Below are 15662 nucleotides of genomic sequence, written 5' to 3'. Positions count from 1 at the left end.
GTCCATTGCGTTTGATGCCAATCGTGGCGGGGGGCAGCGCTGCCCTGATGCGCGTCGGGGCGGCGAGTTGCACGCTCATCCTCGCCTTGGGCTTGGCCGCCGGGACGGGCGCCGGTGACCCGGCAGCCGCGGCCACGAATCCGGGCGGCGACGGCGCGCGGCTGACAAATCGGCCGACTACATCGCCCGACAGGCCGGAGCAGATTCCAACAGTTGACACAAATGGTGGACCGAAGGCGCTCGGGCCGCAGCATGATCCCGATCAGCGACCCGTCGACCAGGTGGTTCTGGTGGACGAGTCCGGCTCGCTCGATGACCAGGCGATGGCCTTGGAGAAGCAGGCGATCGGCCTCATCGCCGCGACCGATCTCGGCGAGGATGACCGCCTCGCCGTCATCGGGTTCGGTAGTCCGCGAGGTCAGAACAGTGGGACCGACACGCACTGCGCGCTCGCGGCGATCGAGAACACGAAGAAACTCTCGAGCTGCCTGGGCAAGATCCATCGACGGACCACGGCCGAAGGCAACAACACCGACTACCGGGCCGCGCTCAAGGCGGCGACCTCGGCTCTCACGACCGCCGACCAGTCCGGCGAGCCGCGCCGGCGGATTGTGTACCTGCTGACGGACGGCTTCCTCGACCTCGACAACGATCAGTCGGACAAGTCGAGCCCGGACGACCTCAAGGCGGCCGGCGAAATCGTCGACACGATTTTGCCGGATATCTCCTGGCCAGCTGGCGTCGAGTTCTGGCCGATCGCGGTCGGGAAGCGTCCACATCGGTATTCCGACCCTGCCGGTTCACCCGTCTTCGCGCTTGACAAGCTGGTCGGCCACGGCGCTCCGGCTGGCGCGCGGGTCCCGGCCGCGCCCAACTGCGGGAGCACGCCCGCCGAGCGGCGGGTGATCCCCTGGCTCGCGGACAGCGGCCACCTGACCATGACCGGGCCGGACGGGCTGCTGACGATGCTCGCGGCGGCTCGTTGCACCAACTGGGGCGCCCGGGCGAGTGGACCAGCTGGCGCCCGCGTGACCGTCACCATTCCGGCAGGTACGGCGGAGGCGACGATCACGGTTCTGCCGCAGGCGGGCGGCACGAGCGCCTCGCAACCGCGGTTCCTGATGCCTGACGCCGACGGGAACGGTGGGACGCGGCCCGCGCCGGACGCCGGCGCCCAGAACGGTGGGCTGTCCGCTTACCTCCGTAGGAGCGTCACCGTGGCCGGGACGGGGACGGTGGTCAGCCTCCGGATCACCAATCCGCCGCCAGGGGCCTGGACGGTCACCTCCGAGCAGCCGATCACGGTCGTGCCCTCCTGGTCGGTCTCAGCCAGCCTGGACATCGACGGGCTGTCGCCCACCCCGGGTACCGAGGTGCCCGTCAAGGTGGTGCTGGCCGGCCAGCGGGACTCGTTTGGAAACCGTGGCCTGATGGACAAGGTGATGGTGCGGGTCCGCCTGGCCGGGCAGGGCGACGTCAGCCTTTCCGAGAAGGAATCGCCCTTCGTCCCGCTGGGCGACGACGGTCCCGGAGGAGTCGAGCGGTCCGGCGCTCCGGGGGACGGCGTGTACGGCGGCGCGGTGACGGTTCCTTCAGGAGCGCAGGAACCGTTGGTGTTCGTCGCCGAAGTGAGTGGGAGCAGCCTGGGCGTTCCCCTGTGTCCTGGCCGGAAGGACCCGGCCAGTTGTGCCCAGACCACGTTCGTGACCAGCATCGCGGGCGGCGTACTCGGAGCTGCCCTCTGGGCCACCTTCGATGACGCACTTCCCGCGACCGTCCAGCCTGGCGGAGACATCACGGGTACGGTCACCCTCTCGGGAGTCGACCAGGCGAACCCGCCCAAGATCTTCCTGCAACCGGCCAACGTCGACCCCCGGATGGTCACGGTTGGCAGCGACCCCCAGCCGGCTGGCCCCGGACTGATTCGGATCCAGTACACGCTGCACGTGGCCGAAGACGCCCCGCCAGGGCCGCTACGTGGTCTTCTCGAAGTCGACCAGCTCGCCGACGAACGATTCACCCGCCTCAAGTGGCGTGACCTGGGCGCCGTGACCGTCCAGCCCAGCCGGCAAGGCGAGCCCGCTCAACGAGCCGATGGACAACGACTCTCGACCCTGAGCAAGGCCCTCATTGGTGTCGTCGCCCTGCTGGTTCTGATCATGGTCTGTGTCTTTGCCTGGTTGAGCCGTCGGTCATGGCTGGCGCTCTGGCGAAAGCTGCTCCACCGTCCGACGCCACCAGCCGGCCCGGAGCCGGCGACACCCCCGTCGTGGGCGGATTCCGACCATGGGATCCCGGCGACTGGCCTGACCGTGTACCTGTGGGTCGACGGCGCCAGGGGCGATCGCTTCGTACCACGCGACCCGGCCGCGGTGGAGCTGGCCTTCAGCGTCTCCGACGAGGACGGTGGCCGGCTCATCGAAGTGGAGCCGGACAGGGCGGAGTACCGGATTCGTCGGGCGCCCGGAGGTATCGAGTTCCGGCGGCGATCGAACGTCCGATGGCAGGAATTCGACTGGGATTGGGGCGGGATGCTTCCGGTGTCCGGATCGCGCCGTCGGCTGGAACTCTCCGACGAACGTCGCGGTGACGAGGCGTATCAGCCAGGGCACGCCGACGTGGTGATCGACTGACATGACCGTGAACATCTTCATCAGCTTCCGCTCGGACGACGATRCTCTCCGGAACGTGCAACGGTTCAAGGAGGATCTCGAGCGTCGCATCGAACTCGCCGAGCTGGACGCGAAGGTCTTTCTCTCCGCGACCAGTCTGGGCAGCATCGACCGGTGGCAGGATGACCTTAAGTATCAGCTGGACCATTGCCAGGTATTTCTCCCGCTCGTCTCACCCAACTACTTCACCTCTGACGTCTGTTCCAAGGAGTGGCGACACTTCGAGCGACGGATGGGACGGACCGCGGATCGGCACGGCCTCCTACAGCCGATCCTCTGGTCACCCCAGGACTGCGTCAAACTACCTCCGGAAATTTCCTCGATCGACTACGGGATCGCGGGAAAAACGCCGAGGAGGACATACGCCGAACGCGGCCTCCAGTATTTGATGCAATCTAAGTCGGCAACTTACCAGGATATCCTTCGATCCATCGTCACTCTCATAGGGAACCGTCTCGACCGGGTTACTCTCGACTTGAACTCCCGCCTGGACGAGGAGTTCTCCGCGTGGGAGAGGAAATTCGACCCCCACAAGACTCCCGGCCCGCTGGAAATTCTCGTGCATCACTCGTCGAGGGCGGCGCTGGACCAGATCGAGGAATTTTCCGACGACCTCGCGAAGTACCTGGGGTTCGTCGRCCGCCCCGGCAGCAAGGTGACTTCGGTCGATGCCAGTGCTCTGGAGGCCGCGGGAGAATGGCGACGCGACCACCTCGACGAGCTGCGCCGCAGCCACGTGTTCGTCCCGCTCCTGGCGCGAAACTACAGCCAGTCTGAGGCGGCATCCAGGGCCTGGTGGCTGTTCGAAGAGAGAATAAAAAAAGTAAACCGGGCGAAGAACGGTCACGACGGCAGCCCCAAGTTCGTGTTGCCGGTGCTCTGGTCGGAGCGGAGCCTGGTATTCCCCATGCTGGAACAGGAAAAGGTACTCAAGGAGGTACGCGACACATATCAGATCGGCAACAGTGCGAGCGAGGGGGAGTACGCCAGAGCCGGCCTGCTCGCACTCCAGGAGGACCGGGAGAACTCCTCCTGGTACATCGAGATGATGTGGCTGTTCGCCGAGCGGATCTCGCGGAGCTTYCCGGGTGGTCAGGCGCCGGAGAGGATCATGCCGCCGGCGCCGTTTGATCCGGGCATGGCGTACTCCCGGTGCGGGAGGTTCTTCGAGCTGAGACGGGCCAGGAAGCGGAGCACGGCCCGCCCGGTGAGCCTGGTCCGTATGGTCGCGGCCGTCGACGAGCTAGATCCAAACGACTTCGGCGAGCGTGAGCCGACAGCACGCGCCCGCTACTATGGCGATGATCGGAACGGCTGGAAGCCCTACCGTGGAATCGACCAGAGCCGCACCCCTCTCATTGATCAGGCTCGTGAGGCGCTTCGAGAGGCCCAGAGGCATGAGGACGCCGACCGCGACGTGATGGAGATCGAAAGAGCCGCGGGCATCGAGGACGCGCTCCAAAGAGCCGGCTCCTCGACTCCGATCGTCATTGTGGACGCATTCCTTATCGGCTCTGAGGAGCGCAGGGATGCTCTCGGTGAATTTCTCGCCAAATGCGAGTGTGAAATGCTCGTCCCGAAAAACCCGGAGGATCATCAGGTTGCCGGGATCGTAACCGAAGGCTACGTGGACGAGACGAAAGKAGTGGCCTTCCCAGCGGTACGGGACTGGGTTGGCAACGGTCGGCACCAGCTCCACATGCCCGAGGACCACCGTGCCTTCTACGCCGCGGTCCTCGGCGCCGCGACTGCCGACGGCCCGCTGCCGGCGTTTGGCGGTGGCGTCAGTGCCTAGCGAGATCGGGCATGGGTCGGCGGCCGGCCAGGCGATGCCATTCAGGCTCAACGGAGAGAGACGATGGCTGGCGAGCTGATCACCTTCTACTCGTTCAAGGGAGGTGTCGGCAGGTCGACGGTGCTGGCGACCGTCGCCTGGATACTCGCCAGTTGCGGGAAGAAGGTGCTGGTGATCGACTGGGATCTCGAGGCGCCCGGGCTTCACTGGTTCTTCCCGAAGGCCCTCGAAGCAGAGGTCCTGCTCAGTCCCGGCCTCCTGGACCTGATGGTCGACTACGGTGGGCTCCGCAACGAGTCCGGGCCCGACGGTGACGTGGAAAACGACGTCGACCGGGCTCTGGCCGACTTACTCGAGACCTACGTCGTCCGGGACATCGGCGCCTCGTTCGGCAGGGGGCACGTCCACCTCATGCCGGCAGGCTACCGCGACGAGCGTTATTCGCGGAAATTGGTGGACTTTGACTGGCAACTGTTGTATGCCGAGCGGACCAGCAACAGGGAGGATCCTCCCTCGCTTTTTCTCGAGCGGTTCAAGGCGGCGCTTGTCGACCAGTACGAATATGTACTCGTCGACAGCAGGACCGGGGTCGGCGAGCTGGTCTCGATCAGTATGCTCACTCTCGCCGACCGGGTGGTCAACTGCTTCGGGATGAGCCGGCAGAGCATCGATGGAGCTGTGGCCGTCTCAGCGGAGCTCCGAAACCGAGGGAAGACCGTCTTCCCGGTTCCTGCCCGCCTCGACGTCACCGAGGGGGTGCGGCTGGATGCCGCGCGGCAGGAGTACCGGAGACTCCTCAACGAACTGCTGGTCGAGCAGTCCGCGGATAGTGACAGCGGGTTCCGGGTGACCGATCTCGGCAGGTACTGGCGGGATGTCGAGGTCCCGTACAAGCCATCCTGGGCGCTCGAGGAGATGCCTGCTCCCGTGGCGGGCCTGCGCGACGACGTGATTCGCGCCTGCGAGAACCTGGCTCACTACCTGACGGCTGGCGACCCGGACACCGACCGATCGTTGGCGCAGCTTCGGCTGCCGAGCAGAGCTCGAGTCGACGAGTTGCGCGAGCGAGCAATGCGTCGCCGCGAGTCCGCATTTTCTCACGTCATCGTCACCTATGGACCGGCGGAAGTGGGATGGGCCTTGTGGCTGGCGGAGGAGCTGCGGTTCCTCGGTTTCCAGGTGGCCCTGTACCCTCCGAAGGAGATGGACCACGGGCCTGCTTCCAGCAAGGCATTCCGGCGCGGCGGACGAACCAGGAGCAAGGTCACCGGATCTTTCGGCGCCGAAATTCTGGAGGAGGTTGAGCAAGAATCCGGGGGAGCCTTCTGCGTGGTTCCGATAATTCCCCGGAAATTTTCGGACAGAATAGCGACAGATCTCCTGATCACGGGCGCACAACAACGACTCACTCCAGGAAGAGACCTGATCCTGCATCCGGTCCTGGTGCACGACGAAGATGGCCTGGAACAGTCAGGCACGCTGCCGGGAGAGCCGCTGTATGGTCTGGCGCCTGATGTCGCGCATCTGGTCGTGAGGGAACTCCTTGGCGCGCCGCTGGACGGTGGGCAGGCGGCCGGGCCGCCGGCAGACAACCGGATCCGCTACCCGGGGCACTCGCCGGAAGATCCCGAGAAACTGGCGGAGCAGCGCCTCAAGTACGCCCGGCGGCGGCAGGACCGCGAGGAGATCATCGAGCAGCTTCTCCGCGGCGGTGTGCTCGCGCTGGAGAGCCGTCGATTCGCCGGCGCGTTGCGTGACTTCGAGGAGGCGCTGGAACGGGTCGCCCGAGAGGAACATCGCCTGGATGCCGCGCCGGTGGTGTCGGCCGGGGTGGCCGGGGCGGAGGTGCCCGGGGGGAGCACTGGCGAGGCGCTGAACGACCCGAAGCGGGGCCGGCTGCGGCTGTTCCGGATCCGTGCCCTGCTGGGTCTCGGCAGGATCAAGATGCTCGACGGCGAGGAGTCGCGGGCCCGCAGTCTTCTGACGGAGATTCTCGAACTGGCCGATCCGGCGTCGGCCGCCGGCGCGAACGTGGTCGAGACATGGCGGGTCCGCGTCCATGCCCTGCTCTTCTGGGCGGAGCTCGCGCGGGGGGCGCCGGCTTCGACCGGTGAGTCCCGCGCTGTTGGTGACCGGATCGACGAATCCGTCCAGCGGATGCCTTCCACGGGTCTCCTGCCGGAAAAGGCTGAGGCGTTGCTCACCTTGGCGCAACTGCGGTGGTCGGCGGATCCCGGCACAACGGAGAGTTCCGGACGCGCGCCGGACTGGCAGGACCGTGCCTTGGCGGCAAGGCAGCTGTTCGAGCGTCTGCACAATGCCGCCGGGCTGGCCCGAACCGAGCTGGAGCTCGGGCTGATCAGGCAGGAACGCATGGACGGCTCCAGCGTGGCAAGGGGCCGGGTTCTCGATAGCTACAAGCTGGCCGAGCGCTTCATGAACGAGGCTGGCTCGGAGCGTTTCGACGTTGTCACAGGGCACGAGATCCTGACCCGCCGAGGACAGTTCGAGATCCACCAGGACGACGCCCTCGATGCCCACACGCGAGCCCTGGACCTGGTGAGACGAAAGCAGGGAGCTGATCATCTTCCGGGTTTGATGGTGCGCAGCCACTACTATCTTGGCGAACTGTACGACGGTGACGAGAACGGGAACGCGGACAAGGCGGTCGAGCACTTCGCCGAAGCGATAGGCCTGTGGCGTGAAAATCGGATAGGTGTCGTCCGGGAATATGCCGAGGCTTTTGCCAGGATTCGCGACCGGATCTACGACAGGAACTTCGGCGAGACGTTGCTGGCGCGGATGGAGTTCGATCCGGGCCCCGAGGCGGCGGCCACGGCGGCGGTACGGGCGGCCTGGACGAGACTCAGACTCGAGGATCTTGACGACGTGCGGGACATCGGCCGGTGGCTGGTGGACGAACGCGGGTTCGACAAGGAGGAGGCTCGTGTCCTGGTTCGGCGCGAGCTCGTCCAGGTGGGCGAGGTCGGTGACGTGGACCGGCTCCTGTCGCTGATGGGACTGGCGGAGCCCCGGCGCCCGTCGGCGCGGCGCCTGCCGGCCGCTCGGCGTCGGTCCACGCCTCGACCCGATCCTCGAGAGGGGCCGACTACCGACAAAGACGAGCGGCCCCAAGGAGAATGAGCGCGAAGGCCAGGCTGCTTCCTGTGACTACTTTCCTCCGAGAACTCGCCTGGTCGCGGTGGTTGGGAAAGCTGAGCTGCCTTATTGGGCTCGCTAGTCCGGCGGGTCGATCAGGTCGGCCGGAACGAGCGTGACCGGGAAGGGGCGCGTCACGGTCAGCGGGTCGGTGCCGCGGGCCTCGGCGGTGCGGACGTAGGCGCCGTCGACGAGGTCGTAGACCTCGATGGTGGCGGTCGCCGCGGCCGGGTCCGGATCGATCAACCAGCAGGAGGGGACGCCGCGTTCCCGGTAGATATCCAGCTTGAGGGTTCGGTCGTAGCGGCGGGTGCTCTCGTCGGCGACCTCGACGACGAGGAACGGCAGCTCGGCGATCCGGCTCCTCGCCGCGGCGCTCGTGGGTACCTGCCCGCCGGCGCCCGGGGGCGGCGTGGCGCCCGCCTGGCCGGCTCCTGGCGCGGGCGGCGTGGGAGCCGGCGCCGGTAGCAGGGTGGGCGCTGGGCCGACGACGATGTCCGGGGCGAGCAGTGTGCGCGCGGATACCTCGATGCTGACGCCGTGTGGGTAGACGTAGGCGCCCGACGGGGCGGCGTCCGCGAGCCGCTCGGCGAGCCGCTGGGTGACCCGGGTGCGCAGCGGCGTCGGCCACGGGCGCAGCACGCACAGCCCGTCGAGGAGCTCGACCCGTCCGTCGTCGGCCTCGGCCGCATCCAGCACGGCCACCGTGACCGGCGGGGCGGGCAGGACCACCGAAGGAAGGCGCCTGCGCGCCTGTGTGACTGCCTGCTGCATCACGCGGCCATCCTGTCGCCCGCCCGCCCGTCTGTCTAAGAGGTTGTTGACCGAAGCCGGCCTTCGACCTGCCGTAGGCCGCCGGCCGCGCGGGTTTCACCTATTGTCGCGCGACCTTCGGCCAATCGGCCGGTTGTGGGCCTCTTGCCGCGCGAGTTTCCCCGTAGTCCCGCGTCCGCCGGTCGGCCGGATCTACGTCCATGATCGCCGCGGGTGTGTCGTCGTGGTCGCGATTGGTCGAATCCGCGACCACGGCGACACGTCGCTGGCGCTCAACCGGTCAGGTGTCGCTGCCGCGCAGAGGCAGGACGTCCGTGGTGGGTGTGGTGGGTGTAGCGGGGTGCTAGTTCCAGCCGCGGGAGTCCTGCTTGAGGGCGGTGTCGACGGTCAGGGCGGAGGCGACGACCAGGCTCATCAGCGGGTCGGCCAGTCGGTGGTGGATCTGCACGACGTAGTTGTCGGCCGTCGTGAACATCGTGCGCAGCACCCCCTCCCAGGTCTTGGTGATCCGGGCGACCTCGACGTCGTTGTGGTCGACGATGGCGAAGTTCCAGGCGCGCCAGTTCTCCGCCTTGATCATGCCGACCTGGTGCTCGCCGACCATCAGCCCGAAACGGATCTTCCCGATCGCGTTCTGCTGGACGATCTGGCCGATCTCGGCGCCGTCCGGCCGAGTGACGACGACCCGCGACTTGACCAGCTTCCTCGGCCTGGTGAGCACCAGCTGGACCATGCCGGCCGGGTCGCGCACCTCCAGGGTGTGGGTCATGTACTGGTCGAGCGACGTGAGCACCCGCGCGACCTTCTTCACCGTGCTCTGCCCGACCTCGACCACCGAGGCGATCTGGCGACCCTGCTGGTCGAAGACGGCGTACTGGTTGGTGACCTCGATGAGCTGGGTCTTCTGGTTCACCACGAGCACCGGTTCGGAGAAGATCGAGCCTCCGCCCGGGCCAACCGGGCCGACTCCGGCCTGCTGCTGGACCTGGTGCTGGATCTTGTCCGGCGTGGCGGACGTGAACACCGGCGCCGGCGCGTACCCGCCCGGCGCTCCCGGGCCGCCCTGGGCAGCCCCCCACTGCATCGGCTGCCCAGGCCCCTGCGGGTAGCCGGGTCCGGGCTGCCCAGGCCCCTGCTGCCATCCGGGCCCTGGTTGTCCTGGCCCCTGCGGGTAGCCGCCTGGCTGCTGCGGCTGAGCCTGGGGCGCGTAGGGACCGGCCGGCTGCGCGACCGGGGCCTGCTGCGCCGGCTGTGGCTGCGCCTGGGGCGGTGGCGTCGGCTGTCCCTGTGGTGCTTGCTGCGTGTGCGTCGTCCACTGGGTGCCGTCCCACCACCGGAGACCCGGCGCCCCGGACGGGTCCTGGTACCAGCCCGGCGTGGGGGAATTCTGCGACATGCGCCAAGCCTTTCACTGGCCACGCGCAAAGGCCATGCCACCCACGCGACATCCCCCACCCGGTCACTTCTCGTAGTCGACCGGTGTTCGGGCCGCGCCGGCACCGCTGCCCGGTGGCGCAGACGCGGCCGGGACCGCCGCCCGGCGGCGCAGACACGAAGGGGCGGCCCCTTCCGGGACCGCCCCTCCTACGTGCTGTGAACTCGTGAGTTCAGGAACTCAGAAGTCCATCTCGCCGCCGCCACCCGGCATGGCCGGGGCGGGGTTCTTCTCGGGCTTCTCGGCGATGACGGCCTCGGTGGTGAGGAAGAGGCCGGCGATCGACGCGGCGTTCTGCAGCGCCGAGCGGGTCACCTTGGCGGGGTCGATGATGCCGGTGGCCAGCATGTCGACGTACTCGCCGGTGGCCGCGTTGAGGCCGTGGCCGATCGGCAGGTTGCGCACCTTGTCGACCACGACGCCGCCCTCGAGACCGCTGTTGAAGGCGATCTGCTTGATCGGCGCCTCGAGCGCGAGCTTGACGATGTTCGCGCCGGTGAGCTCGTCGCCGCTCAGGTCGAGCTTGTCGAACGCGGTGACGGAAGCCTGGAGCAGGGCGACGCCACCGCCGGCGACGATGCCCTCCTCGACGGCCGCCTTCGCGTTCGAGACGGCGTCCTCGATGCGGTGCTTCTTCTCCTTGAGCTCGACCTCGGTCGCCGCGCCCACCTTGACGACGGCGACGCCGCCGGCGAGCTTGGCCAGCCGCTCCTGCAGCTTCTCGCGGTCGTAGTCGGAGTCCGACTTCTCGATCTCGTTGCGGATCTGGCTGACCCGGCCCGAGATCTGGTCGGGGTCGCCAGCGCCCTCGACGATGGTGGTCTCGTCCTTGGTGACGACGACCTTGCGGGCCTTGCCCAGCAGGTCGACGGTGGTGCCCTCGAGCTTGAGGCCGACGTCCTCGGAGATGACCTGGCCGCCGGTCAGGATCGCGATGTCGCCGAGCATGGCCTTGCGGCGGTCACCGAACCCGGGGGCCTTCACCGCGACGCTCTTGAAGGTGCCGCGGATCTTGTTGACCACCAGGGTCGCGAGGGCCTCGCCCTCGACGTCCTCGGCGATGATGGCCAGCGGCTTGCTCGCCTGCATGACCTTCTCCAGCAGCGGGAGCAGGTCCTTGACCGCCGAGATCTTGCTGTTGACGATCAGGATGTACGGGTCGTCGAGGACGGCCTCCTGACGGTCGGCGTCCGTGACGAAGTACGGCGAGATGTAGCCCTTGTCGAAGCGCATGCCCTCGGTGAGCTCGAGCTCGAGGCCGAAGGTGTTGCTCTCCTCGACGGTGACGACGCCTTCCTTGCCGACCTTGTCGAGGGCCTCGGCGATCAGGGCGCCGATGGCCGGGTCGCCCGCGGAGATCGACGCGGTCGAGGCGATCTGCTCCTTGGTCTCGACCTCCTTGGCCTGCTTCGAGAGCTCCTCGGAGACGCTCTCGACGGCGACCTCGATGCCCTTCTTCAGGCTCAGGGGGTTCGCGCCGGCGGCCACGTTGCGCAGGCCCTCGCGGACCAGCGCCTGGGCCAGGATCGTCGCGGTGGTGGTGCCGTCACCCGCGACGTCGTTGGTCTTCTTGGCGACTTCCTTGACGAGCTCGGCGCCGATCTTCTCGTACGGGTCCTCGAGCTCGATCTCCTTGGCGATGGAGACACCGTCGTTGGTGATCGTGGGTACGCCCCACTTCTTCTCCAGAACGACGTTGCGGCCCTTCGGACCAAGCGTGACCTTCACGGCGTCGGCCAGCTGGTTCATGCCGCGCTCCAGGCCGCGCCGCGCCTCCTCATCGAAGGCAATGATCTTCGGCATGGTGTCGGAGTCCTCCCACAGGGATATGGCAATGTGATGGCCTGGCCACAACGACGCCCGCGACGGACGGCTTCGCCACGACACCAGCCCGCCAGCGCCCGTGGGGCGAACGGACCAGTTGCCAGCGCCCGCAAGCGGGCGCACCGGGGGTTCCAGGGGGTCGCCCCCCTGGGCCGGCATTACGCGGGAGCCCGGCGAGTTGCCCGAAGGGCAACGAACAGGGCGATCCCGATCGTGACGACAAGCCTCGTCGTTTCAGCCTGCTGGCACTCAGACTACCCGAGTGCCAGCTCCCTGTTTAGCACTCGGCCCTGGTGAGTGCAAGCTCGCTCCCAGTGGCGGGGCCCCAGTGGCGGGGCGCCCGTCGGTGCTGACCCCCGTCCCCGCGTGATCGCTGGTCAGCCTCCCCGCGTGGTTCCGGGTCGAGGCGGTTGCGCGGATGGGGTGGCGTCATCGCCTACGGCTTCACGCCGAGCGGAGGCGGGGCGCGGTGGCGCCCGGCAACGGAAGCGCGAGCGGGTACTCGGCGGGGAGGYGCGAGCGGGCGCTCGGCGGGAGCCTCACCGGGCGGCGGCCCGGCGACCGGGCGTGCCGGGGCGCCGGCACGCCGCCGCGTCCAGGTCGGTGGCTGGCCTGTTCGGGCGTCAGGATCCCGACCGCCCCGACCTGCGGCGATTCACACGGATGTTATAGCCGCAGGAAATGTGGTGGCGGAGCTTTCCGTCCCAGCGGCCGTCGTTGATAGCGGGTTGGCCTGTTCGGACAGGAAGGTACCGAAGGTTCCGGATCGGGGTGTATGTTGCGGGGCGCACGGCTTAACTGTGTCCATGGCGGTCGGCGGACGACGTCGTTGGTCCGTCAGCTCATGGTGAGGCCGCGCAAGGCGCCCAGGGTCCCGGGGGCCGTCGTCGCGCGAGCCATGGGGGAGGCAGCGAGCGATGCAGGGGCGAGACATTCTCGCGGCTCAAGTAGTTCAGCCGCGCCTAGTTCAGCGGTGCCCAGTTCAGCCGCGCCCAGTTCAGTCACGCCGTGTTCGGATAGGCCGCGACGGCCGGCGCGCTGATTGTTTCGACAACAGTTATCGACGCTGGTCAGCGGCTCGGTCCCGGTTGTCCGCGGTCGTCGCCCTGGGTGTTTTTCTCGCCGTCCTCGGAGCTGTCCCGGCAGCGGCGCAAACAACCGCGACAACCGCGTCMAACGGTCGGCCGAGTCCTTCCGCGACCGGCACGTCGCCGGCCAGCGCCGCGCCGACGACACCCGCGACGACTTCTCCCGGCGGCTCGGGCTCCGAGACCGTCGGGAGCGTAGGCAAGAGCGGCAGCCCACTGATCCATGCCGTAGTCCTCGTCGACGAGTCGAACAGCCTGAAGCCGGCGGAGGTCGACCAGGAGGCACAGGCCGCCGGCCTGATCGCGGCCGAGGGCCAGCTCGACCCGGAGTCGGAGATCGCGGTCGTCGGCTTCGGCACCGACGACGGGAAGGCGGGCCAGGTCGCGGCGGACGACACCTGCCCGATGGCCCCGGTCGGCAGTACCGACTTCCGTTCCTGCCTCGCCAAGCTGAAGCTGCGCACCGAGGCCGAGGGCAGCGGGACCGACCATGCCGCCGCGCTGGATCTCGCCCTCAACATTCTCGAGGACAACAAGACAGACGGCGTGTTCAACGTGGTGTTCCTGCTGACCGACGGCGGCCTGCGCGTGGACAACAGCCCCCGCTATGGCTCGGGGAACGGCAGCGACCCGGCGGTCGCGAACCAGCGGATCGGCGCGGCGAAGACCCTGATCGACGGCCCGATCAAGGCCAAGGCGCAGCGGCTGGGCGTGCAGATCTGGCCGGTCGGATTCGGCTCCTCGCTCGATGTCTCCTGGATGAACCACCTTGCGACGATCGGCGTGGGTGCCACGACCGACTGCAAGGTGCCTCCCGCGGCGCCGGCCTACCGGTTCGCCGGTAACGCGGAGGAGGTCATATTCACGCTGCACCAGGCGCTCGCGAATGCGACCTGCCTGCACATCGACCCGGACAAGCACGACGACGGCGGCCCCGGCAGCCCGGTGACGCTGACCCAGACGATCCCCGTCATCGCGTCCCGCGCCACGATCACCGCCGTCAAGCGCAACAAGGACATCAAGGTCACCTTCACGGACCCGAACGGCAAGGCGGTCGGCGGCACCGGCTCGGTCGACGGTTCCGAGTACACGCTGAACACCAGCTCGCCCGGCTCCGAGTCGCTGTCGATCACGAATCCGATCCCGGGCACGTGGAAGGTCACGTTCACCTGGCCGGACAGCGCCGATCCGCAGACCGTCGCCTCCGACCTCACCTGGTTGGGCCAGCTCAGCGGCGTGATCCGGCTCGACCCGCCGTCGCCGAAGCCCGGCGAGACGGCCGTCGCCACCGTGCGCCTGATCACCAGCCGCAATATCGCGGTCACCGATCCCGGAATTCTCGAGGGCCTGAGTTTCGACGCGAGGCTCTCCGGCGAGGGGTTCGACCCGCAGGCGGTCACGTTGACCGACGACGGGCAGGGCGGGGACAAGACGGCGCACGACGCCACCTTCTCGGGCACGGTGACCGTGCCGGGCTCCGCGACCGGTGGGCTGTCGCTCATCGGCCGGATCCAGGTCACCGACGAGTCCGCCATCGGCCTGCGCGGCACGGTGCAGTCGGCCAGCTACGCGATCCCGGGGGAGCGTTCCGGCGGCGTCGTGCTGCAGGTGCCGGCGATCACCTCGGCACACCGGGGCGACCGCATCACGGCGACCCTGACGGCCGACAACACCACCGGTTCCGACCGTGAGATCAAGATCGCGCTCGACGGCGTCGCCGGCGCGACGGTCGAGCCGACGACGGTGACGGTGCGGGCCGGCCAGAACAGGTTCACCAAGGACCTGACGATCCGGATCGCGCCCGACGCGGCCTACGGCGAGCGGGCCGGCGTGCTGCGCGCCCTCGACGCCACGGGCGGCGGGCAGGGCGTGGTACTCGACGAGGAATCGCTCGCCTTCGACGTGAAGGCGCCACCGGGCTTCTTCGCGAAGTACTGGTACTGGTTCCTGATCGGGCTCGCGGTACTGATCCTCGCGGTGCTGGTCGCGCTCCTGCTGCGGGCCCGCTGGCGGCGCGCGGCGGACGTGTCCTACCTGCAGGCCTGGGCGTCGCGCGCCCAGGGCGGGCCGGTGGCTGACCTGCCGGCGCCGAACCGGTGGGCGCCCCAGTTCCGCTTCGTGCTGCGCGACACCGGCCAGGCGATCATCCTCACGCTGGCGAACCCGGATGAGGCCGCGGACGTGTACACCGTCCGGCGGGCCAAGCACGGCCAGCTCACCGTGATCCAGCCGAGCGGCGAGCGGCGGACGGACCCGGCGAACACGCCGATCCCGCTCGCGTCCGGGCTGCTGCTGCGGATCGAGGACCGGCGGGTCGGCGCGGGTGGCGGCGGTGTCGTGCCGCCGGCGCCGGGCGACCCCTGGGGCGGCGGCGGCCAGACTCCGGCCGACCCGTTCTCCTACGGTGGCGCGGACCCGTTCGGATCCCCCTACCCGGGCGTGCCGGCCCAGGCTGCCGCGGGCGGCGGCGTTCCGGGCGCCGCCGGCGCCCCCGGCGGCCAGACCCCCCCGGCGCACGACCCGTTCGGCGCGGCTCCCGGCGGCCAGGACCCCTTCGGCGCCAACCCGACCTACTCGGAGGGCGCGGACCCGTACGGCGGCGCGCCGACCTACACGGGCGGCGCCCCCACCTACACCGGAGGAGCGCCCACCTACACGGGAGGAGCGCCCACCTACACCGGTGGCGCGCCCAGCTACCCCGGTGCCGACCCGTACGGCGGCAATCCCACGTACACCGGCGGGTCGACGTACGGCGGTGCGCAGCCGCCGCCCGGCCAGCAGGAGCCGAAGCCGGGCCAGGCACCGCCGACGGCGCCGCAACCGGGCCCGACCTGGGGCGACGAGTGGGGGAACGACCCATTCGGCAACTGACCACTCGCCTCCGGCCCCGGCCCCGGCACCCACACCTGCCAGCC

At 68.7% G+C, this 15662-nt stretch carries 7 protein-coding genes; 4 read left to right on the top strand and 3 right to left on the bottom strand.

Annotation, left to right across the window (positions count from 1 at the left end):
- Nucleotides 1-23 precede the first annotated feature (23 nt).
- The 3 genes from BCD49_RS07200 (at nucleotide 24) to BCD49_RS07190 (ending at nucleotide 7611) form a co-directional block, all read left to right on the top strand.
- Nucleotides 24-2633, top strand: a complete 2610-nt coding sequence (locus BCD49_RS07200; RefSeq protein WP_158072934.1) for a vWA domain-containing protein — start codon at nucleotides 24-26, stop codon at nucleotides 2631-2633.
- A 1-nt stretch (nucleotide 2634) separates the two neighbouring features.
- Nucleotides 2635-4467: a TIR domain-containing protein gene (locus BCD49_RS07195; RefSeq protein WP_071041298.1), complete on the top strand. Its 1833-nt coding sequence runs from the start codon at nucleotides 2635-2637 to the stop codon at nucleotides 4465-4467.
- Between the two features lie 63 nt (nucleotides 4468-4530).
- Nucleotides 4531-7611 (top strand): KGGVGR-motif variant AAA ATPase, encoded by a 3081-nt coding sequence (locus BCD49_RS07190; RefSeq protein WP_007516596.1) that lies wholly within the window; start codon nucleotides 4531-4533, stop codon nucleotides 7609-7611.
- A 93-nt stretch (nucleotides 7612-7704) separates the two neighbouring features.
- On the opposite strand, the gene BCD49_RS07185 is transcribed toward BCD49_RS07190, so the two are convergent.
- The 3 genes from BCD49_RS07185 to groL form a co-directional block, all read right to left on the bottom strand.
- Nucleotides 7705-8400, bottom strand: a complete 696-nt coding sequence (locus tag BCD49_RS07185) for a Uma2 family endonuclease (protein ID WP_007516594.1) — start codon at nucleotides 8398-8400, stop codon at nucleotides 7705-7707.
- 343 nt (nucleotides 8401-8743) lie between these two features.
- Nucleotides 8744-9796, bottom strand: coding sequence for a phospholipid scramblase-related protein (locus BCD49_RS07180; protein ID WP_027140330.1), 1053 nt, complete (start codon nucleotides 9794-9796; stop codon nucleotides 8744-8746).
- Nucleotides 9797-10015: 219 nt separating this feature from the next.
- A complete protein-coding gene (gene groL, locus BCD49_RS07175; RefSeq protein ID WP_007516590.1) occupies nucleotides 10016-11638 on the bottom strand; it encodes a chaperonin GroEL in 1623 nt (540 codons plus the stop codon).
- A 1109-nt stretch (nucleotides 11639-12747) separates the two neighbouring features.
- Between groL and BCD49_RS07170 the strand changes: the two genes are divergently transcribed.
- A complete protein-coding gene (locus BCD49_RS07170) occupies nucleotides 12748-15618 on the top strand; it encodes a vWA domain-containing protein (protein ID WP_027140331.1) in 2871 nt (956 codons plus the stop codon).
- Nucleotides 15619-15662 lie beyond the last annotated feature (44 nt).

The organism is Pseudofrankia sp. EUN1h, from assembly GCF_001854645.1.
Classification (GTDB): Bacteria; Actinomycetota; Actinomycetes; order Frankiales; family Frankiaceae; genus Pseudofrankia; species Pseudofrankia saprophytica.
The sequence above is the reverse complement of the archived record's forward strand: the minus strand, read 5'-3'. Positions and strand labels throughout refer to the sequence as shown.

What these genes read in the sequence shown, in the direction of transcription:
- BCD49_RS07190 (WP_007516596.1), top strand. Translation starts at nt 4,531, where the DNA reads ATGGCTGGCGAGCTGATCACCTTCTACTCGTTCAAGGGAGGTGTCGGC.
- groL (WP_007516590.1), bottom strand. Translation starts at nt 11,638, where the DNA reads ATGCCGAAGATCATTGCCTTCGATGAGGAGGCGCGGCGCGGCCTGGAG.
- BCD49_RS07185 (WP_007516594.1), bottom strand. Translation starts at nt 8,400, where the DNA reads ATGCAGCAGGCAGTCACACAGGCGCGCAGGCGCCTTCCTTCGGTGGTC.
- BCD49_RS07180 (WP_027140330.1), bottom strand. Translation starts at nt 9,796, where the DNA reads ATGTCGCAGAATTCCCCCACGCCGGGCTGGTACCAGGACCCGTCCGGG.